We start from the raw sequence: 26,492 nt of genomic DNA, 5'->3' as shown, positions 1-26,492 counted from the left end.
TGATGAACACACCTGAAGGGTCCGAACACATGTCCAACGAGGAGAAGTACCTCGACTACCTCCGGCGGGCCTCCGTGGACCTCCAGGAGGTGCGCGGCAAGCTGCGCGAGGCCGAGGAGCGCGAGGTCGAGCCGATCGCGATCGTCGGGATGAGCTGCCGGTTCCCCGGCGGCGTGCGGTCGCCGGAGGACCTGTGGCGCCTCCTCGTCGACGGCGGGGACGCCGTCTCCGCGTTCCCCACCGACCGCGGCTGGGACCTGGAGTCGCTCTTCGACGACGACCCCGACCGACAGGGCACCTGCTACACCCGCGAGGGCGCCTTCGTCCACGACGCGCCGGACTTCGACCCCGGCTTCTTCGGGATCTCGCCGCGCGAGGCCGCGGCGATGGACCCGCAGCAGCGGCTGCTCCTGGAGACCTCCTGGGAGGTCTTCGAGCGGGCGGGCATCGACCCGCACGCGCTGCGCGGCAGCCGGTCGGGCGTGTTCGTCGGCACCAACGGCCAGGACTACCTGGCCCGCATGGCGAACGGCGCTCCGGAAGGCTTCGAGGGCTACCTCGGCACCGGCAACGCGGCCAGCGTCCTCTCCGGCCGCGTCGCCTACACGTTCGGCTTCGAGGGCCCCGCGCTGACCATCGACACCGCCTGCTCGTCGTCCCTGGTCGCCCTGCACCTCGCCGTCCACGCGCTGCGGCACGGCGAGTGCCCGGTCGCCCTGGCGGGCGGCGTCACCGTGATGTCCACGCCCGGGGTGTTCATCGACTTCAGCCGTCAGCGGGGCCTGGCCGCGGACGGCCGCGTCAAGGCCTTCGCCGACGGCGCGGACGGCACCGGCTGGGGCGAGGGCGTCGGCCTGCTGCTCCTCGAACGCCTCTCGGACGCGCGGCGCAACGGGCACCAGGTGCTCGCCGTGATCCGGGGTTCGGCGGTGAACCAGGACGGCGCGTCCAACGGTCTCACCGCCCCGAACGGTCCCTCGCAGCAGCGCGTGATCCGCCAGGCCCTCGCCGGCGCGCGGCTCTCCGCGGCACAGGTGGACGCCGTCGAAGCGCACGGCACGGGTACGAAGCTCGGTGACCCGATCGAGGCCCAGGCGCTCCTTGCCACCTACGGGCAGGGTCGTCCCGCCGACCGGCCGTTGTGGCTGGGTTCGGTGAAGTCGAACATCGGTCACACCCAGGCCGCCGCCGGCGTGGCGGGGGTCATGAAGATGGTCCTCGCGATGCGGCACGGTGTGCTGCCGCGCACGCTGCACGTGGACGCGCCGTCGTCACACGTGGACTGGTCCGCCGGTGCGGTGGAGCTGCTGACGGAGTCCCGGCCGTGGCCGGAGACGGAGCAGCCGTGGCGGGCTGGTGTGTCGTCGTTCGGCGTGAGCGGCACCAACGCCCACGTCATCATCGAGCAGGCTCCCGAGGCGGAGAGCGGCGAGGAGGCACCGGAGTCGCTGCCGGACGGCGCGCTCGTTCCTTGGGTGCTCTCGGCGCGCGGCCCTGAGGCGCTGCGGGAGCAGGCCGCGCGGCTCCGGTCGTTCGTGGCGGAGTCCTCGGATCTGTCGGTGGCGAACGTGGGTCGTTCGCTGGTGTCCTCGCGCGCGCTGCTGGAGCACCGTGCGGTGGTGGTCGGCGCCGACCGCTCCGAGCTGGTGGCAGCCCTGACGGCGGTGGCCGAGGGCCGAACGACCGGTACGGCGGTCACCGGCGTGGGCGATGAGCCCGGCCGAGTGGGTTTCCTGTTCTCGGGCCAGGGGTCGCAGCGCCTCGGCATGGGCCGTGAACTGGCCGACCGATTCCCAGTGTTCGCCGACGCGCTCGACGAAGTCCTCGCCGAGTTCGACCCGCGGGTCCGTGAGATCTTACGGGGCGACGACGCCGACGCGCTGAACGAGACCGGGGTGACGCAGCCAGCGCTGTTCGCGGTCGAGGTGGCGCTGTTCCGTCTCCTGGAGTCGTGGGGCGTACGCCCGGACGTACTGGCAGGCCACTCCATCGGTGAGCTGGCCGCCGCGCATGTGGCGGGTGTGTGGTCGCTGGCGGACGCCGTGAAGGTGGTGTCGGCGCGTGCCGGGCTGATGCAGGCGCTGCCGCAGGGCGGTGCGATGGTCGCGATCCAGGCCACGGAGGCCGAAGTCGTCGCGGATCTGCCGGAGGCCGTAGGTATCGCGGCGGTGAACGGCCCCTCCTCGGTGGTTGTTTCGGGTGTCGCCGCTGATGTGGAGGCGGTGGGCGAGCGGTGGCGTGCGGCGGGCCGCAAGGTCACCGGGCTGAAGGTGAGCCACGCCTTCCACTCGCCGCTGATGGACCCCATGCTGGACGACTTCCGCGCCGTGCTGGAGGACGTGTCGTACGGGCCGCCCGCGATCCCGATCGTGTCGACGCTCACGGGCCGGTCGGCCACGGCCGAGGAGTTGGCGAAGCCTGAGTACTGGGTGCGCCACGTACGGGAGTCGGTACGGTTCGCCGACGCCGTGAGCACGCTCGCGGGTGACGGCGTAGGGGCGTTCGTCGAGGTGGGGCCGGGCGGCACGCTGTCCGCGCTGGGGCGGGAGTGCGCGCCCGATGCGGCCTTCGTACCGGTGCTGCGTGGTGACCGTCCGGAAGCGGTGGCCGTCATGGCGGCTGCGGGGCAGTTGCACGTGCGCGGTGTCCGGGTGGACTGGGAGGTCTTCTTCGCCGGTCAGGGCGCGCGGCGCGTGGACCTGCCGACGTACGCCTTCCAGCGTGAGCGCTACTGGCTGGACGCCGTGCCTGCCGACGCGGCCGTCGAGCGGCTGTCCCCGGGGGAGGCGCGGTTCTGGGGCGTCGTAGAGGACGGGGACATCGCCGATCTCGCCCGCACCCTGGACGTGTCGTCCGACGCTCCGTTGAGTGCCGTGCTGCCGCGCCTCTCCGCGTGGCGCAGGGAGCAGCAGGGGCGCGCCGCCGTGGAGGGCTGGCGGTACCGGGTCGAGTGGCGGCCGGTCACCCTCAACTCCCAGAAGGTGAGCGGCACGTGGCTGGTCGTGGCGCCACAGGGCGAGGGTCGGGCCGAGTGGCTGCGCGACGCGCTGACCCGGAACGGCGCCGAGGCGCAGATCCTGCGCGTGGACCCGGAGGCGGTCGACTGGGCGGAGCGGCTGGCCGACGTGCCCGCGGTGACCGGCGTGGTCTCGCTCCTCGGGCTCGCGGACGCGGGCGCGTCGGTGGTGCCCGCCGGTGTCGGGGCCACGGTCGGGCTGCTGCGGGCGCTCGGTGCCGCCGGTGTCGCGGCGCCGCTGTGGTGCGTGACGTCGGGCGCGGTGGCGGCCGACGCGAACGACGCCGTGGCCGGGTTCGAGCAGTCGATGGTGTGGGGCCTGGGCCGGGCGGCCGCTCTGGAGCAGCCCGCCCGCTGGGGCGGACTCGTCGACGTACCGGAGGTGTGCGACGAGCCGGCGGGTGACCTGCTGGCCTCGGTGCTCGCCGCCGGGAGCGGTGAGGACCAGGTCGCCGTGCGCGGCGACGCGGTCCTCGGCCGCAGGCTGGTGCCCGCGCCGCTGGACGGGGCGACCGGGGCGGGCTGGACGCCGCGCGGCACGGTCCTCGTCACCGGCGGCCTCGGCGCCCTGGGCGGGCACGTGGCGCGCTGGCTGGCGGAGCGCGGGGCCGAGCACCTGGTGTTGGCGTCCCGTCGTGGCGCCGAGGCAGAGGGCGCCACGGAACTGGAAGCCGAGCTGGTGGAGTTGGGCGCGCGGGTGACGTTCGCCGCCTGCGACATGACGGACCGGGAGTCGGTGGCGGCGCTCCTCGCGGGCGTTCCGGCGCTCGACGCGGTCGTGCACGCGGCGGGCATCGAGCGCTCCGCCCTCCTCACCGACCTCGACCCGTCCGACCTGGGTGGGTTCGCCGACGTGCTGGCGGCCAAGGCCGTCGGTGCCAGGCACCTGCACGAGCTGCTCGGCGACACGCCGCTGGACGCGTTCGTGCTGTTCTCGTCGATCTCCGGCGTATGGGGCAGCGGCGCCCAGTCCGCCTACGGCGCGGCCAACGCCTACCTGGACGCGCTGGCCGAGCACCGCAGGGCCGCGGGCCTGCCCGCCACGGCGGTGGCGTGGGGCCCGTGGGCCTACGGCGGCATGGTCGCCGACGCCGGGCAGGACGCCGCGGCACAGCTGCGCCGCCGGGGCCTGCCCTCGATGGCTCCCGCTGTCGCGATCGTGGGCCTGGCCACGGCCCTTGAGCGCGGTGACGGGAACGTCGCCATCGCCGACGTGGACTGGGAGCGGTTCGCGGGCACGTTCATGGCCCAGCGCCCCAGCCCGCTCCTGAGTGAACTGCCCCAGGTGCGCGCCGCGTTCGCGGCCGCGCCGGAGGACCAGGGCTCGTCGGCCCTGGCGCGGCGGCTCACGGGTCTGGACGGGGCCGAGCAGGAGCGGCAGCTCACCGACCTCGTACGGTTCGAGGCGGCCGCGGTCCTCGGGCACGCGTCCGGCGACGCGCTCCCGGCGACGCGCGCCTTCAGGGAGCTGGGCTTCGACTCACTGACGGCGGTGGAGCTGCGGGCCCGCCTCAACGAGGCCACCGGGGCCGTCCTGCCCACCACCCTGGTCTTCGACTACCCGAACGCGGCCGCGCTGGCCGCCTATCTGCGGGACGAGCTCTGCGGCACGGCCTCGGCCACCGCCGCCGCGGTCACCGTGGCGGGCGCGTCCGACGAGCCGATCGCGATCGTGGGCATGGCGTGCCGGTTCCCCGGTGGCGTGGCGAGCCCCGAGGACCTGTGGCGGGTGCTCGTGGCGGGCGGGGACGCGGTGGCGGACTTCCCGACCGACCGCGGCTGGGACCTGGAGGCGCTGTACGACCCCGATCCGGACTCCGTGGGCACCTCCTACTCCCGGTCCGGCGCGTTCCTCTCCGGCGTGAGCGCCTTCGATGCGGGCTTCTTCGGGATCTCGCCGCGCGAGGCGTTGGCGATGGACCCGCAGCAGCGGATGCTCCTGGAGACCTCCTGGGAGGCCTTCGAGCGCGCGGGCATCGCCCCGGACTCCCTGCGCGGTGAGCGCGTCGGCGTGTTCATCGGCTCGAACATGCAGGACTACGGCTGGGTCCTCGCCGGCGCCACCGAGGACGTGGGCGGCTACGCGGCGACCGGCAACGCGGCCAGTGTCGCCTCGGGCCGCCTCTCGTACACCTTCGGCCTCGAAGGCCCCGCCGTCACGGTGGACACCGCGTGCTCGTCGTCGCTCGTCGCCCTGCACCTGGCGGTGCAGGCCCTGCACAAGGGCGAGTGCGAGATGGCCCTGGCGGGCGGCGTGACCGTGATGTCGACGCCCAGCTCGTTCATCGAGTTCAGCCGCCAGCGGGGCCTGTCCGTGGACGGCCGCTGCAAGGCGTTCGGCGCGGGCGCGGACGGCACCGGCTGGGGCGAGGGCGTCGGCATGCTGTTCGTGGAGCGCCTGTCGGACGCGGAGCGCAACGGGCACCAGGTGCTCGCCGTGATCCGGGGTTCGGCGGTGAACCAGGACGGCGCGTCCAACGGTCTCACCGCCCCGAACGGTCCCTCGCAGCAGCGCGTGATCCGCCAGGCCCTCGCGAGCGGGGGCCTGACCGCGACCGATGTGGACGCGGTCGAGGCCCACGGCACCGGCACCAAGCTGGGTGACCCGATCGAGGCGCAGGCGCTCCTCGCCACGTACGGGCAGGGTCGTCCCGCCGACCGGCCGTTGTGGCTGGGTTCGGTGAAGTCGAACATCGGTCATACGCAGGCCGCCGCCGGTGTGGCGGGTGTCATGAAGATGGTTCTTGCGATGCGGCACGGTGTGCTGCCGCGCACCCTGCACGTGGACGAGCCGTCGCCCCACGTCGACTGGTCCGCGGGCGCGGTGGAACTCCTCGCCGATGAGCGCGAGTGGCCCGTGGTGGACCGGCCGTGGCGGGCCGGTGTGTCGTCGTTCGGCTTCAGCGGGACGAACGCCCACGTCATCGTGGAGCAGGCTCCGGCGACAGCGCCGGAGGCGGTGACGGAATCCGCCCACGAGGGCGGCCTGGTGCCGTGGGTGTTGTCGGCGCGGTCCGGCGAGGCGCTGCGGGAGCAGGCCGCGCGGCTCCGGTCGTTCGTGGCGGAGTCCTCGGATCTGTCGGTGGCGGACGTGGGTCGTTCGCTGGTGTCCTCGCGCGCGCTGCTGGAGCACCGCGCGGTGGTGGTCGGCGCTCAGCGGTCGGAGCTGCTTGAGGCGCTGGAGTCGGTGGCCGAGGGCCGGGTGACCGGTGGCGCGGTCACCGGCGTGGCGGGTGAGCCCGGCCGAGTGGGTTTCCTGTTCTCGGGGCAGGGGTCGCAGCGGCTCGGCATGGGGCGTGAACTGGCGGACCGCTTCCCGGTGTTCGCCGAGGCGCTCGACGAAGTCCTTGCGGAGTTCGATCCGGGCGTGCGCGAGGCGCTGTTCGGCGACGACGCCGATGTGTTGAACCAGACCGGGGTGACGCAGCCCGCGCTGTTCGCCGTCGAGGTGGCGCTGTTCCGTCTCCTTGAGTCGTGGGGCGTACGCCCGGACGCACTGGCGGGTCACTCGATCGGCGAGCTGGCTGCCGCGTACGTGGCGGGTGTGTGGTCCTTGGCCGACGCCGTGAAGGTGGTGTCGGCCCGTGCCGGGCTGATGCAGGCGCTGCCGCAGGGCGGTGCGATGGTCGCGATCCAGGCGACGGAGGCCGAAGTCGTGGACCTGCCGGAGACGGTGGGCATCGCGGCGGTGAACGGCCCGGCCTCGGTGGTTGTTTCGGGTGTCGCCGCTGATGTGGAAGCGGTGGGCGAGCGGTGGCGTGCGGCGGGCCGTAAGGTCACCAGGCTGAAGGTGAGTCACGCGTTCCACTCGCCGCTGATGGACTCGATGCTGGACGACTTCCGCCGCGTGCTGGAGTCCGTGTCGTACGAGGCGCCCGCGATCCCGATCGTGTCGACACTCACCGGCGTCCGGGTGACCGCCCAGGAGTTGGCGGAGCCGGGGTACTGGGTGCGTCACGTACGGGAGTCCGTACGGTTCGCTGACGCCGTCCGCGCGTTGGGCGAGGACGGTGTCGGTACGTTCGTCGAGGTCGGTCCGGGCGGCACGCTGTCGGCTCTGGGGCGGGAGTGCGCCCCGGAGGCGGCCTTCGTGCCGGTCCTGCGTGGCGACCGTCCGGAAGCGGTGGCCGTCATGACCGCTGCGGGGCAACTGCACGTGCGCGGTGTCCGGGTGGACTGGGAGGTGTTCTTCGCAGGTCGTGGTGGTCGTCGGGTGGACCTGCCCACGTACGCCTTCCAGCGCGAACAGTACTGGCCCGACGTGCTGCCGCTGTTCGGCGACGTCTCGGCCGCCGGACTCGGTGCGGCGGAGCATCCGCTCCTTGGCGCGAGCGTCGCCCTGGCCGGCACGGACGGGGCGCTCCTGACCGGCCGCCTCTCGGTCCAGAGCCACCCCTGGCTGGCCGATCACGCGGTCATGGGTTCGGTGCTGCTGCCCGGTACGGCATTCCTCGACCTGGCGATCCGCGCCGGTGACCAGGTCGGCTGCGACCTGGTGGAGGAGCTGACCCTTGAGGCGCCGCTCGTGCTGCCCGAGAGCGGTGCCGTGCGCGTACAGGTGTGGGTCGGTGCCGAGGACGCGTCCGGCAGGCGTGAGCTGACCTTCCACTCCAGCACGGGCGACATGGAGGACAGCCGTTCGTGGACCCGGCACGCCACCGGTGTGCTGCGGGCGGGCGGGCGGTCCGAAGGTGCCCCGCTGGTCGCGTGGCCGCCCGCCGGGGCGGAGGTCGTGGACCTCGACGGGTTCTACGAGGGCATGGCCGAGGGCGGTTTCGGCTACGGCCCGGTGTTCCAGGGGCTGCGGGCCGCGTGGCGCGCGGGCGATGAGGTGTTCGCCGAGGTCGCGCTGCCCGAGGGGGTGAAGGCGGAGGGCTTCGGGCTGCATCCGGCGCTGCTCGACGCGGCGCTGCACGCCACCGGGCTCACGGGCGCGGCCGACGCCCCCGGAAAGCTGCCGTTCTCCTGGTCCGGAGTACGGCTGCACGCCTCCAGCGCGACGGCACTGCGGGTGCGGCTCTCTCCCACGGGACCGGACGGTGTGTCGCTGACGGTCGCGGACGGCTCCGGAGCCCCGGTGGCCACGATCGACTCGCTGGTACTGCGCCCGGCCGCCCCGGCCCAGACCGCCGCTGACGACCGCGGCGACACGCTGTTCGGCGTCGACTGGGTGCCGGTGCAGCTGTCCGACGGCGGTGCCCCGACGGTGGAGTGGACCACCGATCTGGAGGCGCTGGCCCAGGCGCAGGATGCGGAGCTGTCGGACTTCGTCGCCCTGTCGTGCCCGGTCGCTGCCACCTCTGACCCGGCCGTCAGTGCGCACGAGGCGGCGAGTTGGGCGCTTGCCGCGGTGCAGGCCTGGCTGGCCGAGGGGCGGTTCGACGCGGCGCGCCTGGTGATCGTGACCAGGCGCGCGGTCGCGGGCGCCGACGACGAGGATGTGCCCAACCTCGCCCACGCCACCGTCTGGGGTCTGGTGCGGTCGGCTCAGTCGGAGAATCCCGACCGGATCGTGCTGGTGGACCTGGACGAGGAGGCGGCTTCGGTCGATGTGCTGCCTTCGGTGTTGGCGAGTGGGGAGCCGCAGTTGGCGGTGCGTTCGGGTGTGGCTTGTGCTCCGCGTCTGGTTCGGGCGCGGCAGTCGGTGGTGGATGACCCTGGCTTCGGCGCGGGTGCCGTACTGATCACGGGTGCGACGGGCACGCTGGGTGGTCTGGTGGCCCGGCATCTGGTCGCCGAGCGCAGTGTACGAAACCTCCTCTTGGTCAGCAGGCGCGGTGCCGATGCCGAAGGCGCCGCGGAGCTGCGGGACGAACTCGCCGCGCAGGGCGCGGAGGTCGTGTTCGCGGCGTGCGATGTGGCCGACCGCGAAGCGCTGGCGGCCCTCCTGGCCGAGCACCCTGTGACCGCCGTTGTGCACACGGCAGGCGTACTGGACGACGGGGTGATCGGCTCACTCACGCCCGAGCGGATCGGCACCGTCTTCCGGCCGAAGGTCGACGCGGCGTGGCATCTGCACGAGCTGACCGCCGATCTCGGCCTGTCGGCGTTCGTGCTGTTCTCGTCGGCTTCGGGTGTCTTCGGGGCTCCGGGGCAGGGCAACTACGCGGCGGCGAACACCTTCCTGGACGCGCTCGCGCAGCACCGCCGTGCCCAGGGTCTGCCCGCGACCTCGCTGGCATGGGGCCTGTGGGAGACGTCCGGCGGCATGGCCGGAAGCCTCGACGAGACTGACGTACGCCGCATCACCAGCGGCGGCGCCATCCCGATCGGCCCGGCCGAAGGCCTGGCCCTGTTCGACGCCGCGGGCTCCACCGGCCGTGCGCTGCTCGCGCCCGTACCGCTGGACTTCTCCGTGCTGCGGCGGCAGGCACGTACCCAGCCCGTATTCCACCTGCTGCGCGGACTGGTGCGGAACACGGCACGCAGGACCGCCGATCCCGCCCACCGGTCCGCCCTGGCGCAGTCCCTGGCGGGCCTGACCGAGGCCGAACGCGACAAGGCACTCCTCGACCTCGTCCGCACCCACGCGGCGGCGGTGCTCGGGCACAGCTCGGCGCACGCCGTCGAACCCGACCGCGCCTTCCGGGAGTTGGGCTTCGACTCGCTCAGCTCCGTCGAGCTGCGCAACCACCTCAACGCGGCCACCGAGCTGCGCCTCCCCGCGACGCTGGTCTTCGACCACCCGAACCCCGCCGCGCTCGCCGCGTTCATCAGCGCCGAGCTCGCGGGCGCGCCGGTCGTGGCCGCGCCCACGCACACGACGGTGGGCGTGTCCGACGAACCGATCGCGATCGTCGGCATGAGCTGCCGGTTCCCCGGCGGGGTCGCGTCACCGGAGGACCTGTGGCGGCTCGTCCTGGACGGCACCGACGCCATCAGCGAGTTCCCCGCCAACCGGGGCTGGGACGTGGACGCCCTGTACGACCCGGACCCCGAGCGCACGGGCACCTCGTACACCCGCGAGGGCGGCTTCCTGCACGACGCCGACCTGTTCGACCCGGCGTTCTTCGGGATCTCGCCGCGCGAGGCCCTCGCGATGGACCCGCAGCAGCGGCTGCTCCTGGAAACCTCCTGGGAGGCCTTCGAGCGGGCGGGCATCGACCCGAACTCGGCCCGGGGCAAGGCCGTCGGCGTGTTCGCGGGCGTGATGTACCACGACTACGTGTCGCGGCTGCGCGCGGTCTCGGAGGACGTCGAGGGCTACCTCGGCACCGGCGGGTCGGGAAGCGTCGCATCAGGCCGCGTCGCCTACGCGCTGGGCCTGGAGGGGCCCGCCGTCACCGTCGACACCGCGTGCTCCTCGTCGCTCGTCGCCCTGCACTGGGCGATCCAGGCGCTGCATAAGGGGGAGTGCACGATGGCGCTCGCCGGTGGTGTCGCCGTGATGGCGACCCCCAGCACGTTCGTCGACTTCAGCCGCCAGCGCGGCCTGTCCGCGGACGGCCGGTGCAAGTCGTTCTCGGACACCGCGGACGGCACCGGCTGGGGCGAGGGCGTCGGCATGCTGCTGGTGGAGCGCCTGTCGGACGCCCGCCGCAACGGCCACCCGGTCCTGGCCGTGATCCGCGGCTCCGCGGTGAACCAGGACGGCGCGTCCAACGGCCTGACCGCGCCGAACGGCCCCTCGCAGCAGCGGGTCATCCGTCAGGCCCTCGCGAGCGCGGGTCTGACGCCGTCCGACGTGGATGCCGTCGAGGCCCATGGCACGGGCACCACCCTCGGCGACCCCATCGAGGCCCAGGCCGTCCTCGCCACCTACGGCCAGGACAGGCCCGCCGACCGCCCCCTGTGGCTCGGCTCGATCAAGTCGAACCTGGGTCACACGCAGGCCGCCGCCGGTGTCGCCGGTGTCATCAAGATGGTGATGGCGATGCGCCACGGCGTGCTGCCGCGCACGCTGCACGTGGACGCGCCGTCGTCGAAGGTGGACTGGGCCGCGGGCTCCGTGGAGTTGCTGACGGAGTCCCAGCCGTGGCCGGAGACCGGTCGGCTGCGGCGGTCCGGCGTGTCGTCGTTCGGTGTGAGCGGCACCAACGCCCACACCATCATCGAGTACGTGCCGAGCGAGGAGCACGTACCGGCTCCCGCCGACGGCGTGGTGCCGTGGGTGCTGTCGGCCCGGAACGCGGAAGCACTCCGTGAGCAGGCGGCCCGGCTGCGGGAGCACGTCGGGGCCGAGCCGCGGCTGGGCGTGCGGGACATCGGCTATTCGCTGGTCACGGCGCGTTCGGCCTTCGAACACAGGGCTGTTGTGGTGGGCGACGACCGTGCTGCGCTCCTCGATGGTCTGACCGCGCTGATCGAAGGGGTTCCGTCCCCCGGCCTGGTCGCGGGTTCGGTAGCCGTGGGCGGGGTGGGTTTCCTGTTCTCGGGTCAGGGGTCGCAGCGGCTGGGTATGGGGCGTGAACTGGCCGACCGTTTCCCGGTGTTCGCCGAGGCGCTGGACCAGGTGCTGGCGGAGTTCGGGCCGGTGGTCCGAGACGTGCTGTTCGGCGAGGACGCCGATGCGCTGAATGAGACGGGGGTGACGCAGCCCGCGCTGTTCGCGGTGGAGGTGGCGCTGTTCCGTCTCCTGGAGTCGTGGGGCGTACGCCCGGACGTGCTGGCGGGCCACTCGATCGGTGAGCTGGCTGCCGCGTACGTGGCGGGTGTGTGGTCCTTGGCCGACGCGGTGAAGGTGGTGTCGGCGCGTGCCGGGCTGATGCAGGCGCTGCCGCAGGGCGGTGCGATGGTCGCGATCCAGGCGACGGAAGCCGAAGTCGCAGTGGATCTGCCGGAGACGGTGGGCATCGCGGCGGTCAACGGCCCTTCCTCGGTGGTCATCTCCGGTGCTGCCGCTGATGTGGAGGCGGTGGGGGAGCGGTGGCGTGCGGCGGGTCGTAAGGTCACCAGGCTGAAGGTGAGCCATGCCTTCCACTCGCCGTTGATGGACCCGATGCTGGACGACTTCCGGGCCGTGTTGGAGGAGGTGTCGTACGGGTCGCCCGCGATCCCGATCGTGTCGACACTCACCGGCGTCCGGGCGACCGCCGAGGAACTCGGGTCGCCGGAGTACTGGGTGCGCCACGTACGCGAATCGGTGCGCTACGCGGACGCCGTGACGACGCTCACGGCCGAGGGCGTGGCCACGTTCGTCGAGGTCGGCCCGGGCGGGACGCTGTCCGCGCTGGGGCCGGAGTCGGCGCCCGACGCCGGGTTCGTACCGGTGCTGCGGGCCGACAGGGCCGAGGAGTCCGCGCTGATGTCCGCCGTGGCGCACCTGTGCACGCGGGGCGTACGGCTCGACTGGGAAGCCTTCTTCGCCGGTCAGGGCGCGCGGCGCGTGGACCTGCCGACGTACGCCTTCCAGCGCGAGCGCTACTGGCTGGACGCCGGGGTGGGGGCGGGCGACCTGAACGCCGCCGGGCTCGGCTCGGCCGGTCACCCGCTGCTCGGCGCGGTCATCGACACGGCCGACTCGGACGGGGGGCTCTTCACCGGCCGGCTGTCCCTGGAGTCCCACCCGTGGCTGGCCGAGCACGCGATCCAGGGCTCGGTGCTGCTGCCGGGCACGGCGTTCCTCGACCTGGCGATCCACGCGGGTGACCAGGTCGGCTGCGACCTGGTGGAGGAGCTGACCCTTGAGGCGCCGCTGGTGGTGCCCGAGCGCGGCGGTGTGCTGGTGCAGGTCCAGGTGGGCGTGGCGGACGAATCCGGCCGCCGCACGGTGACGGTGCACGCGCGGGGCGACGACGGTGACGTGTGGGTCCGGCACGCGAGCGGTGTGCTCGTGGGCGGCGCCGATGAGCCGTCGGCCGACGCCGGTGCCTGGCCGCCCGCGGGCGCGGAGGCCGTGGGGCTCGACGGGCTCTACGACCGCATGGCCGACGGCGGTTTCGGCTACGGGCCGCTGTTCCAAGGCCTGCGGTCGGCTTGGCGCAAGGGCGACGAGGTGTTCGCCGAGGTCGCGCTGCCGGACGGCGTGGAAGCGGGCGGCTTCGGTCTGCACCCGGCGCTGCTCGACGCGGCGCTGCACGCCATCGGGCTGATGGGCGGGGCCGACGGTCCCGGCAGGCTGCCGTTCTCGTGGTCGGGCGTGCGGCTGCACGCCTCCGGCGCGACGGTGCTGCGGGTGCGGTTGGCGCCCACGGCCTCGGACGGGGTGTCGCTCACGGTCACCGACGCGGCGGGCGCTCCCGTGGCCACGATCGACTCGCTGGTGCTTCGCCCGGTGTCGGGCACGTTGCCGCGGCAGGCCTGGGAGTCGCTGTTCCGTCTGGACTGGGCACCGGCTGCGGCGGCGGCCGGGAACGCCGGTTCGGTGGCGGAGTTCGCGGACTGGGCCGCGCTGCGGTCGGCCCTGGAAGCGGAGGAGGCGCTGCCGGAGAACGTGGTGGTCCACTGCGCGGAGTTCCGCGACGGGGAGTCCCGCGCCGTGGACGCGGTGCGCCGCGAGGTGCACACCGCCCTGGAGCTGGTGCAGGGCTGGCTGGCCGATGAGCGGTGCGCGGCGTCGCGTCTCGTCCTGGTGACCCGCGGCGCGGTGGCGGTCGGCCCCGATGACGCCGTGGCGGACCTGGCGTCGGCCGCGGTGTGGGGCCTGGTGCGCACGGCGCGGTCGGAGAACCCGGACCGCATCGTGCTCGTGGACGTCGACGACGCGGACGGCTGGAAGTCCGCCGTCACGAGCCCGGAACCCGAACTGGCCGTGCGCGGCGGCGAGATGTTCGCGCCGAGGCTCGTGCGTGCCCGCCCCGCGGAGTCGGAGGAGGGTCCTGCCTTCGGCGCCGGTGCCGGTGCCGGTGCCGGTGGCGGCGCGGTGCTGGTGACCGGTGCGAGCGGGATGCTCGGTGGTTTGGTGGCGCGGCACTTGGTGGTGCGGCACGGGGTGCGACGCCTTGTCCTGGCCAGTCGGCGCGGTCAAGTGGGCGCGCTGTACGACGAGTTGGTGGGCCTGGGTGCCGAGGTCGCCGTCGTCGCGTGTGACGTGGCCCAGCGGGACGCGGTGGCGGCCCTGCTGGCCGAGCATCCGGTGACCGCTGTGGTGCACACCGCGGGCGTACTGGACGACGGCACGATCGGCTCGCTGACGCCGGAGCGGATCGACACCGTGTTCGGGCCGAAGGTCGACGGTGCCTGGCACCTGCACGAACTGACCCGAGAGATGGGCCTGTCGGCCTTCGTGCTGTTCTCCTCGGTGACGGGCACGCTGGGCTCGCCGGGGCAGGGCAACTACGCGGCGGCCAACGCGTTCCTGGACGCGCTGGCCCGGCACCGCCGGGCCCAGGGCCTGGCCGCGACCTCGCTGGCCTGGGGCCTGTGGGCCACGGAGGACGGCATGGGCGCCCGGATGGCCAGGACCGGGGCCGTGGGCCTGACCGCCGAGCAGGGTCTCGACCTGTTCGACGCGGTGGCCGTCGGCCCTGACCCGGTCGTCGTACCGATGCGGCTCGACCTGCGGGCCGTGCGGGAACTCCCGCAGGTGCCGCCCGTGCTCAGCGCTCTGGTGCGGACGACGACCCGCAGGGCGGCGCAGGCCGGGGGCGACCCCGCCGCCGCGCTGCGGGAGCGGCTCGCGGCGCTGACGGCGACCGAGCGGACGTCCGCCCTGACGGATCTGGTGTGCGCCCAGGTCGCCGCCGTCCTCGCGTTCCCCGGACCCGAGGCGGTCGACGAGCGGCGCGCGTTCACCGAGCTCGGATTCGACTCGCTGACCGCGGTCGACCTGCGCAACCGGCTGAACGTGGCCACCGGACTCCGCCTGCCCGCCACCCTGATCTTCGACTATCCGACCCTGCTCGACCTGGTCGGCCACCTCGCCGGCACGCTCGCCGTCGACGAGCCGGGCGGAGTGCCGGGCGGGCCGGCGGGTGGAGTGGCGCCCCTGCTCGCCGAGTTGAGCCGCATCGAGGCGAGCCTCGCCTCGGTCAAGCCCGGCGACGACGAGGACGACCAGGTCGGCGCCCGGCTGTCCGCGCTGCTCACCGCGTGGCGCGACAGTCGCGCCGACGCCGCCCCACAGACGGCCGACGACCTCGACGACGCCACGGACGACGAGATGTTCGACATGCTCGGCAAGGAGTTCGGCATCTCCTGACCCGCTCGGCCACCCCACTTGCTCGACGTTCCCTGGAGTAGAGAAAGCATGGAAAACGAGGACAAGCTCCGCTATTTCCTCAAGCGGGTCACCGGAGATCTGCGCGAGGCGCGCAGGCGGTTGCGCGAGGTCGAGGCCGGCGAGCAGGAACCGATCGCCATCATCGGCATGAGCTGCCGCTACCCGGGCGAGGTGCGCTCGCCCGAGGACCTGTGGGAGCTGGTCGCGGGCGCCCGCGACGGCGTGACGCCCTTCCCCGCCGACCGGGGCTGGGGGGACGTCGAGCTGACCGACCCCGAGGACCCCGACCGGGTGTTCCGCACCGAGGGAGGATTCCTGCACGACGCGGGGGAGTTCGACCCCGGAGTGTTCGGGATCTCGCCGCGTGAGGCCCTGGCGATGGACCCGCAGCAGCGGCTGCTCCTGGAGACCTCCTGGGAGGCCTTCGAGCGGGCCGGGATCGACGCGGCGTCGCTGCGCGGCAGCAGGACGGGCGTGTTCGCGGGCGTGATGTACCACGACTACACGTCCCGGCTGCGGTCGGTGCCCGAGGGCCTGGACGGCTTCCTGGGCACCGGCGGCCTGGGCAGCGTCGCCTCCGGCCGCGTGTCGTACACGTTCGCGCTGGAGGGGCCCGCCGTCACGGTGGACACCGCCTGCTCGTCTTCCCTGGTCACGCTGCACCTCGCGGCCCAGGCGCTGCGGTCGGGCGAATGCGCGCTCGCCCTCGCGGGCGGCGTCACGGTGATGACGACCCCGCACACGTTCGTCGGCTTCAGCAAGCAGCGCGGCCTCGCCGCCGACGGCCGCTGCAAGTCGTTCTCCGACGACGCGGACGGCACCGGCTGGGGCGAGGGCGCGGGCATGCTGCTCCTGGAGCGCCTGTCCGACGCCCGGCGCAACGGCCACCCCGTACTGGCGGTCGTACGCGGCTCCGCGGTGAACCAGGACGGCGCGTCCAACGGTCTGACCGCGCCGAACGGCCCCTCGCAGCAGCGGGTCATCCGTCAGGCCCTCACGAGCGCGGGCCTGACGCCGTCCGACGTGGACGCCGTCGAGGCCCACGGCACGGGCACCACCCTCGGCGACCCCATCGAGGCCCAGGCGCTCCTCGCCACCTACGGGCAGGATCGTCCCGCCGATCGCCCCCTGTGGCTGGGTTCGGTGAAGTCCAACATCGGCCACACCCAGGCGGCCGCGGGCGTGGCGGGCGTGATCAAAATGGTCATGGCGCTGCGCCACGGCGTACTGCCGCCGACCTTGCACGTCGGCGAGCGCTCCCGGCACGTCGACTGGTCGGACGGCGGCGTGGAGCTGCTGACCGAGGGACGGCCGTGGCCGCGGACGGGGCAGCCGCGCAGGACCGCGGTGTCGTCGTTCGGCATCAGCGGCACCAACGCCCACGTCGTCCTCGAACAGGCCCCGGCCGACGAGGCCGATGACGACCTGGCGGAGCCCGTCGACCCGGTCCTGGCCGACGCGGTGCCATGGGTCCTTTCCGGCAACGACCCCGCCGCGCTGCGCGACCGCGCCGCCGCCCTCCTGAAGCACCTGGACGGCCGCGACGCCTCGCCGACGGACGTCGGCTACTCGCTCGCCGTCAGCAGGACCGCCCTTGAGCACCGGGCCGCCGTCGTCGGCGCGGACCGCGCCGAACTGCTGCGCGGCGTCGAAGCCCTGGCCGCCGGCGGCGACGCGCCGAACCTGGTGCGCGGCACGGTCGGCACGCGCGGCAAGCTCGCCTTCCTGTTCAGCGGGCAGGGCAGCCAGCGCGTGGGCATGGGCCGCGAGCTGTACGGCGAGTTCCCCGTGTTCGGACAAGCGTTGGAGGAGGTCTGCGCAGCGCTCGACCCGCATCTGGAGAGGCCGCTGCGGGACGTCCTCTTCGCGGAGCCCGGCACCGAGGCCGCCGCCCTGCTCGACCTGACCACCTATACGCAGCCCGCGCTGTTCGCGATCGAGGTGGCGCTGTTCCGCCTCGTCACGGCCTGGGGCCTCGCCCCGCACTACCTCGCGGGCCACTCCATCGGGGAGCTGGCGGCGGCGCACGTCTCGGGCGTGTTCTCCCTCGCCGACGCGTGCGCGCTGGTCGCGGCCCGCGGCAGGCTGATGGGCGCGCTGCCAGAAGGCGGGACGATGCTGTCGCTGCGCGCGGACGAGGACACCGTCCGCGACCTGGTCGCCGAGCACCGCGGCGCGGTGGACGTCGCGGCCGTCAACGGCCCCGAGTCCACAGTGGTCGCGGGTGACGCCGACGCCGTGGCGGCGATCGACCGCGCGTGGCGCGAGCGCGGCGGCAAGACCCGGTACCTGCGGGTCAGCCACGCGTTCCACTCGCCGCACGTGGACGCCGTCCTGGAGGACTTCCGCGCCGTCGCCCGGACCGTCTCCTACGGGACACCGACGATCCCCATCGTGTCCACCCTCACCGGCACCCTGCTGACCCAGGAGCAGGCCCGCGACCCGGAGCACTGGGTGCGGCACGCCCGCGAGGCGGTGCGGTTCCTCGACGCCGTGCGCCGCCTGCGCGAGCAGGGCGTGGCGAACTTCCTGGAACTGGGCCCCGACGCCGTGCTGACCGCGGCGGGCCGCGACTGCGTCGACGAGGGCGCGCTCCTCGTGGCCGGAACGCGCGCGAACCGGCCCGAGGGTGCCACGCTGACCTCGGCGGTCGCGGCCCTGCACGTGCGCGGGGTCGCCCTGGACTGGCACGCCGTGTTCGCGGGCCGCGACGCCCGGCGGATCGACCTGCCCACCTACCCCTTCCAGCGCGCCAGGTACTGGCTGGACACGGGGGCGCCCACCGGGGACATGGCGGCGGTGGGCCTGCGGCCCGCGGACCACCCGCTGCTCGGCGCCGCGGTCACCCTGGCCGACGAGGAGGGCGCCCTGCTCACAGGGCGGCTCTCCCTGGCCACCCACCCCTGGCTGGCCGACCACACGGTCGGCGGCGTGGTCGTCGTACCGGGCGCCGCCCTCGTGGAGCTGGCCGTCAGGGCAGGCGACCAGGTCGGACTCGACCTCGTCGAGGAGCTGACCCTCGCGGCACCCCTGGTCCTGCCGGAGGACGGAGAGGTGCGGCTCCAGGTGTCCGTCGGCGCGCCGGACGCGTCCGGGCGCCGGACGGTGAGCGCGTACGCGAGGCCGGACGACGCGCCCGACGACCAGCCCTGGACGCGGCACGCCTTCGGCACGCTCACGACCGGTGACGACGCCCCGGCCCACCGCGCGGAGGCCTGGCCGCCCGAGGGGGCCGAGCGGATCGACATCGAAGGCCGCTACGACGACCTCGCCGCGTCGGGCCTCGGCTACGGGCCCGCCTTCCGTGGACTGCGCACGGCCTGGCGGCGCGGCGACGAGGTGTTCGTCGAGGTGGAGCTGGACGACCAGGACGCCGCGGGCGCCTTCGGGCTGCACCCCGCGCTGCTCGACTCCGCGCTGCACGCCATCGGCCTCGGCGGCTTCGTCGCCGACGCGGAACGCCTGCACCTGCCGTACTCCTGGCGCGGCGTGCGCCTGCACAGCGGCGGCGCGTCCGCGCTGCGCGGGCGGCTGTCCCCGGCGGGCGCGTCGGGCGTCTCGATCTCCCTGACCGACGGCACGGGCGCCCCCGTCGCCTCGGTCGAGGCCCTGTCCCTGCGGCCCCTGGCGGCGGACGGCCTCACCGGCGACCGCCTCGACTCGCTGTTCCGGGTCGACTGGACACGGGTCCGGCCCGCCGCCTCGACATCGGCCCGCTGGGCGGTCGTCGGCGGCGGCCTCGAACCCGCCGAAGCGGCCCGCACCCACGCCGACCTGGCCACGCTCGCCGAGGACGAGGTGCCCGACCTCGTGTTCGCCCCCGTCCCCGCGGCCGCGGGCCCCGCGGAGGCGACCCACTGGGCCCTTGCGCTCGCCCGGGCTTGGCTCGCCGACGACCGCTTCGGCGCGGCCAGGCTCGTGTTCGTCACCAACGGCGCGGTGGCCGCGGGCCCCGACGAGGACGTTCCCGACCTGGCCAACGCGCCGGTGTGGGGCTTCGTACGCGCCGCACAGACGGAACACCCGGGCCGCTTCCTGCTCCTCGACACCGACGACCGGTCGGCCACCGCGGTCCGCGTGCTGCCGAACGCCGTCGAGACCGGCGAGCCCCAACTGGCCCTGCGCGACGGCGAGCTGCTCGCACCGAGGCTCGTGCGTGCCCGCCCCGTGGAGCCGCAGGGCGGGCCGGGTTTCGGTGACGGCGCTGTGCTGGTGACCGGCGCGAGCGGGATGCTCGGCGGGTTGGTGGCGCGGCACTTGGTGGTGCGGCACGGGGTGCGACGGCTAGTCCTGGCCAGTCGGCGCGGTCAAGTGGGCGATCTGTGCGACGAGTTGGTGGGCCTGGGTGCCGAGGTCGCCGTCGTCGCGTGTGACGTGGCCCAGCGGGACGCGGTGGCGGCCCTGCTGGCCGAGCATCCGGTGACGGCGGTCGTCCACGTGGCGGGTGTGCTCGACGACGGGGTGATCGATTCGCAGACCCCGGAGCGGATCGACACCGTGTTCGGGCCGAAGGCCGACGGCGCCCGGCACCTGCACGAACTGACCCGCGAGATGGACCTGTCGGCCTTCGTGCTGTTCTCCTCCGCCGCCGGTACGTTCGGCAACCCCGGCCAGAGCAACTACGCGGCCGCCAACGCGTACCTGGACGCGCTGGCGCAGCACCGCCGCGCCGCCGGACTGCCCGCGACCTCGCTGGCCTGGGGCCTGTGGGCCGGAGACGACGGCATGGGCGCCCGAATGGCCAGGACCGGGGCCGCGGGCCTGACCCCCGAAGAAGGGCTGCGCCTCTTCGACGCCGCCGTCGCGCTGCCGTCGGCCGTGGCCGTGCCCACGCGCCTCGACCTGGCGCCGCTGCGGGCACACCCCGAAGCCGTCCCCGCGCTGCTGCGCGCACTGGTGCGCACGGTACGCCCCGAGGCTGCCAAGGCCGCCGGAGGCCTGGCGGCGCGGATCTCGGCGCTGCCGGACGACGAACGCCTCCCGGCGCTGCTCGACCTCGTGCGCACGTCCGTCGCCGCCGTGCTCGGCCACGCGTCCGCCGCCCAGGTGGAACCGGAGCGGGCCTTCGACGAACTCGGCTTCGACTCCCTCACGGCGGTCGAGCTGCGCAACCGGCTCGACGTGGCCACCGGCCTCCGGCTGCCCGTGACGCTGGTCTTCGACTACCCGACGCCCCTGGTGCTCGCGGGCCACCTGCGCACCGAGCTGCTCGGCGGCGAAGCGGCTCCGGCTGCCACCTTCCGCACGGCCGCCGCCGACGACGAGCCGATCGCCATCGTCGGCATGAGCTGCCGCTACCCCGGCGGCGTACGGTCGCCCGAGGACCTGTGGCGCCTGGTCGCCGAGGGGCGCGACGCGGTGTCCGACTTCCCGGACGACCGGGGCTGGGACGTCGAGGCGCTCTACCACCCGGACCCCGACCACAGCGGCACCAGCAGCGTCCGCAGCGGTGGCTTCCTCCACGACGCCGCCGAGTTCGACCCCGTCTTCTTCGGCATGTCCCCGCGCGAGGCACTGGCGGTCGACCCCCAGCAGCGGCTGCTCCTCGAAACGTCGTGGGAGGCGATGGAGCGGGCCGGCATCGACCCGAAGTCCCTGCGCGGCAGCGCCACCGGCGTGTTCGCGGGCGTGATGTACAACGACTACGCCACCCGGCTCCGGCGCGCCCCGGAGGGCTTCGAGGGACAGCTCGGCGTCGGCAGCTCGGGCAGCGTCGCCTCCGGCCGGGTCTCGTACGTGTTCGGCCTCGAAGGCCCCGCGATGACCGTGGACACCGCGTGCTCCTCGTCCCTCGTGGCGCTGCACCTCGCCGCGCAGGCGCTGCGCTCCGGCGAGTGCGAGCTGGCGCTCGTGGGCGGCGTGACGGTGATGTCCAGCCCGGCGACCTTCGTGGAGTTCAGCCGCCAGCGGGGCCTGTCCCCGGACGGCCGCTGCAAGGCGTTCTCCGACGGCGCCGACGGCACCGGCTGGGGTGAGGGCGTCGGCATGCTGCTGGTCGAGCGGCTGTCCGACGCGCAGCGCAACGGCCACCGGGTGCTGGCTGTCGTACGTGGGTCCGCGGTGAACCAGGACGGCGCGTCGAACGGCCTGACCGCGCCGAACGGTCCGTCGCAGCAGCGCGTGATCCGCCAGGCCCTCGCCAGCGGGGGTCTGACCGCGGCGGATGTGGACGTGGTCGAGGCGCACGGCACGGGCACCACCCTCGGTGACCCGATCGAGGCACAGGCGCTGCTGGCCGCGTACGGCCAGGACAGGCCCGCCGAGCAGCCGCTGTGGCTCGGCTCGATCAAGTCGAACATCGGTCACACGCAGGCCGCCGCCGGTGTCGCCGGTGTCATCAAGATGGTGATGGCGCTGCGCCACGGCGTCCTGCCGCGGACCCTGCACGTGGACGCGCCGTCGTCGCACGTGGACTGGTCGGCCGGCGCGGTGAAGTTGCTGACGGAGCCTCAGTCGTGGCCGGAGACGGGTCGTGTGCGACGGGCGGGCGTGTCGTCGTTCGGCGTGAGCGGCACCAACGCCCACACCATCATCGAGCAGGCCCCCGAGATGGAGGAGCCCGCTTCCGTGCCGGTCGGCGGCGTGGTGCCGTGGGTGCTGTCGGCCCGGAACGCGGAAGCACTCCGTGAGCAGGCGGCCCGGCTGCGCGAGCACGTCGAGAGCGACACGGGCCTTGAGGCGCGGGACGTCGGCCACGCGCTGGTGACGACGCGTTCGTCCTTCGACCACAGGGCTGTTGTGGTGGGCGACGACAGCGCGGCGCTGCTCGATGGTCTGTCCGCGCTGGTCGAGGGGCTTCCGTCGCCCGGTCTGGTCGCGGGCTCTGTTGCCGTGGGCGGGGTGGGTTTCCTGTTCTCGGGTCAGGGGTCGCAGCGGCTGGGCATGGGGCGTGAACTGGCGGACCGCTTCCCGGTGTTCGCCGAGGCGTTGGACCGCGTACTGGCGGAGTTCGGTCCTGAGGTCCGCGAGGTGTTGTTCGGTGAGGACGCCGACGCACTCAATGAGACGGGGGTGACGCAGCCCGCGCTGTTCGCCGTCGAGGTCGCACTCTTCAGTCTTCTTGAGTCGTGGGGCATCCGCCCCGACCTGCTCGCTGGTCACTCCATCGGTGAGTTGGCTGCCGCGCATGTGGCGGGTGTGTGGTCGCTGGCGGATGCGGTGAAGGTGGTGTCGGCGCGTGCCGGGCTGATGCAGGCGCTGCCTGCGGGCGGCGCGATGGTGGCGATCCAAGCGACGGAGGCCGAGGTCGCCGCGGCTCTGCCGGGCACGGTGGGCATCGCGGCGGTGAACGGCCCGGCTGCGGTTGTTATTTCGGGTGTTGCTGCTGATGTGGAGGCGGTGGGGGAGCGGTGGCGTGCGGCGGGTCGCAAGGTCACCAGGCTGAAGGTGAGCCACGCCTTCCACTCGCCGCTGATGGACCCGATGCTGGACGACTTCCGCGCCGTGCTGGAGTCCGTGTCGTACGGGTCGCCCGCCGTCCCGATTGTGTCGACCCTGACCGGTGCCCGTGCAACCACCGAGGAACTCGGATCGCCGGAGTACTGGGTGCGTCACGTACGCGAGTCGGTGCGGTTCGCCGACGCCGTGGGCACGCTCACGGCCGAGGGCGTGGCCACCTTCGTCGAGGTCGGCCTAGGCGGGACGCTGTCCGCGCTGGGGCTGGAGTCGGCGCCCGATGCCGGGTTCGTACCGGTGCTGCGGGCCGACAGGGCCGAGGCTGTGGCCGCCTCCACGGCCGCAGGGCACCTGTATGTGCGTGGCGTCCAGGTGGACTGGGAGGCGTTCTTCGCCGGTGGCGGCGTGCGGCGGGTCGACCTGCCGACGTACGCCTTCCAGCGCAAGCGCTACTGGCTGGACGCTCCCCACGACCTGAGCGTCGACGAAGCGGCGGGCGGCCTCGGCCTCGCGGGCGCGGGACACCCGCTGCTCGGCGCCGCCGTCGAACTCGCCGACGGGCAGGGCCTCGTGTGCACCGGCAGGCTCGGCACGGACACGCATCCGTGGCTCGCCGACCACGCCGTCGGACAGACGGTCCTGCTGCCCGGCACGGCCTTCGCGGACATCGCGCTCGCCGCGGGCGGCAGGCTCGGCCTCGACGAGGTGGAGGAGCTGACGCTGGCCGCGCCACTGGTGCTGCCCGAACGAGGCGGCGTACGGCTGCGCGTGACGGTCGGCGGTGACGACGGCGACGGCCGCCGCACACTGATCGTCGACTCGCGCCCGGACACACCGAACACACCAGGCACACCGGACACGTCGGCCAAGGAGGCGAGCGAGGTCGACGAGGCCGACTGGATCCGGCACGCCACCGGCTTCCTCACCACCGCGACCCCCACCGCCCCGGCCCCGCTCACCCAGTGGCCGCCCGCCGGAGCCGAGCCCGTCGGCATCGACGGCTTCTACGAGGGTCTGGAGGAGGCAGGGTTCGCGTACGGGCCCGCCTTCCAGGGCCTGCGGACGGCTTGGCGCGGTGACGGCGCCGTGTACGCCGAGATCGAACTCGACGAGGCACAGGACCGGGACGCCGCGGCGTTCGGGCTGCACCCGGCGCTGCTCGACGCCGCGCTGCACGCCTGCATGCTCGGGGGCCTCGTCGAGGACGCCGGCCGGCCCCGGCTGCCGTTCTCCTGGAGCGGAGTCCGGTGGCACGCGACCGGAGCCACCACGGCACGGGTCCGGCTCACACCCGCCGGACCGGATGCCGTCTCCCTGGAACTGGCCGACGCACAGGGCAACCCCCTGGCGACGGTCGCGTCCCTCGTCCTGCGGCCGATCGCCGCGGGCCAGTGGGGTGCGCGCCACCGCGACGCCCTGTTCCGGCTGGAGTGGGCGGCCGCGCCGACCCGTGCGGCCGCCCCCGCTCCCGCCCGCGGTTGCGCCGTCGTCGGACCGGACGACCTGAAGGCCCGGCCGGGACTCGCCGCGTCCGGCAGCACCGTCGGGGAGTACCGCGACCTCGCGGCCCTCGCAGCGGCCGGGGCGCCCGAGCTGGTCGTCGTCCCCTTCGCCGAGGACGGCCCGGACCCGGTGTCCGCAGCCCGCGCCGCCGCCTTCCGCGCGTTGCGCCTGGCCCAGGAGTGGCTGGCCGACGACCGGTTCCTCGACTCCCGCCTCGTCTTCCTGACCCGCGGGGCGGTCGCGGCCGCGCCGGACGAGGACGTGCCCGACGTCGCCGACGCGGCGGTGTGGGGCCTGATCCGCGCGGCGCAGTCCGAGAACCCCGGCCGGTTCCTGCTCGCCGACGTGGACGGGCACGATGCCTCCTGGGCGGCGCTGCCCGGCGCCCTCGCCGGTGCCGAGCCGCAAGTGGCGGTGCGCGCCGGGGACGTGCGGGTGCCGCGCATCGCGCGGTTCGGACCGTCCGAGCCGCAGTCCCCGGTCGCCTTCGCACCCGGCGGCACCGTCCTGGTGACCGGAGCGACGGGCATGATCGGCGGTCTCGTCACCCGGCACCTCGTGACGGAGCACGGCGTACGGCACCTCGTCCTCGCCAGCCGCCGCGGCGACGCCGCGCCCGGAGCCGACGCGCTCCGCGCGGAACTGACCGGCCTCGGCGCGGACGTCACGCTCGCCGCCTGTGACGTCACGGACCGCGCCGCGCTGCAAGAGCTCCTGGCCGCCGTGCCCGAGGACCACCCGCTGACCGGTGTGGTGCACTCGGCGGGCGTACTGGACGACGGCGTGATCGGCTCGCTCACGCCGGAGCGGATCGACACCGTGTTCCGGCCGAAGGTCGACGCGGCGTGGCACCTGCACGAGTTGACCGCCGATCTCGGCCTGTCGGCGTTCGTCCTCTTCTCGTCGGCTTCGGGCGTCTTCGGGACCCCCGGCCAGGGCAACTACGCGGCGGCGAACACCTTCCTGGACGCGCTCGCCCAGCACCGCCGGGCCGCCGGACTGCCCGCGACCTCGCTGGCATGGGGCCTGTGGGAGTCGGCCAGCGCCATGACCGGCTCCTTGGCGGACGGCGACGTGGCGCGGATGTCCCGCTCCGGCGTCGCGGGCCTGACCGAGGAGGAGGGGCTCGCCCTGTTCGACCACGGGTGCGCGGCGGGCGACGCGGTCGTGGTGCCGATGCGGCTCGACGTCGCCGCGCTGCGGGGCGGGCCCGACGAGGCGCCCGCGCTGCTGCGCGGCCTCGTACGCACGCGGGCCACCAGGGCGGCCGCCGCGAGCGAGGAGAAGCTGGCGCAACGCCTTGCCGGGCTGACGGACGAGGAGCAGGAGCGGGAGTTGCTGGTCCTGGTCCGGGACCGGACGGCGGCCGTACTCGGCTACGCGCCGGACGAGATCGACATCTCCGGCGCCCTGACGCAGCTCGGCCTGGACTCCCTGACCGCGCTGCAACTGCGCAACCAGCTCGCGGGTGACACCGGGCTCCGCTTGCCCACCACCGTCGTGTTCGACCAGGCGACCGGCCCGGCGCTCGCCGGATACCTCCGGCGCGAACTCGCCGCGGCAGCCGGGGGCGCACCCGCCGCGACGGCCGAACCCGCGGTGGAGGACACCCTCGTCGGCCTGGTCCGGCAGTCCTACGAACTCGGCCTCTCCAAGGAGGGGTGGCAGATGGTGGACGCCGCCGCGGTGCTGCGGCCGGTGTTCGGGGCACCCGACGAGGCGGCCGCACTGCCGACGGTCCCGCTGGCCACCGGGCCCGCCATGCCGCTGCTGTGCTTCGCGCCGACCATGGCACCCTCAGGGCCGCACTACTTCGGGCGGTTCGCCCCCGTCTTCGCGGGCAGGCGGGACGTGACCATGCTGCCCCACCCCGGCTTCGGGGCGGGCGAGTCGCTGCCCGCGACCAGGCAGGCGGTCGTCCGCTTCCAGGCCGACGCCGTACTGAGGCAGGCGGGCGACGGGCCGTTCGCGCTCCTCGGCTACTCCTCGGGCGGGTGGATGGCCAACGCCGTCGCCGCGCTGCTCGAACGGCAGGGCCGCGCACCGGCGGCGGTGGTGCTCCTCGACACGTACATCGCGACGAACTCGTTCGAGAAGCGCCTGGAGGCGGCGCTGACGGAGCGCATGTCCACCAGCGAGGCCTTCGACCTGCTGACCGGCGCGCAGATGACCGGACAGAGCGGCTACCTGCGCGTCTTCGAGGACTGGAAGCCCGAACCGATCGAGGCCCCGACGCTGTACGTGCACGCCACGTTCCCGCCGGGGGAGTCGGATGCCCTGGAGACCGAGGACGCCTGGCAGCCCGAGTGGCCGTACGCCCACGAGGACGCCGACGTCCCCGGCGACCACTTCTCGATCATGGACGAGCACTCCGAGTCGACGGCGCTCGCCGTCGAGGCATGGCTGAGCGACGACCGGTTCGCCGACCCGAGCTGACCCCTGCCCCTGACGTTCCCCACCCCGACGCGAACCGACAAC

Annotated in this window: 2 protein-coding genes; both read left to right on the top strand. The window is 74.1% G+C overall.

Annotation, left to right across the window (positions count from 1 at the left end; all coding sequences use genetic code 11):
• The first annotated feature begins 2 nt into the window (after positions 1–2).
• Positions 3–15,095, top strand: a complete 15,093-nt coding sequence (locus CP982_RS04460; RefSeq protein WP_425329805.1) for a type I polyketide synthase — start codon at positions 3–5, stop codon at positions 15,093–15,095.
• Positions 15,096–15,143: 48 nt separating this feature from the next.
• The gene (locus CP982_RS04455; protein ID WP_150509271.1) at positions 15,144–26,450 is read left to right on the top strand and encodes a type I polyketide synthase; all 11,307 of its coding nucleotides are present in this window, start codon (positions 15,144–15,146) and stop codon (positions 26,448–26,450) included.
• Positions 26,451–26,492 lie beyond the last annotated feature (42 nt).

This window comes from Streptomyces spectabilis (assembly GCF_008704795.1).
Lineage (GTDB): Bacteria > Actinomycetota > Actinomycetes > Streptomycetales > Streptomycetaceae > Streptomyces > Streptomyces spectabilis.
Note: the sequence above shows the minus strand (reverse complement) of the source record. Positions and strands in the feature narration are given on the sequence as shown.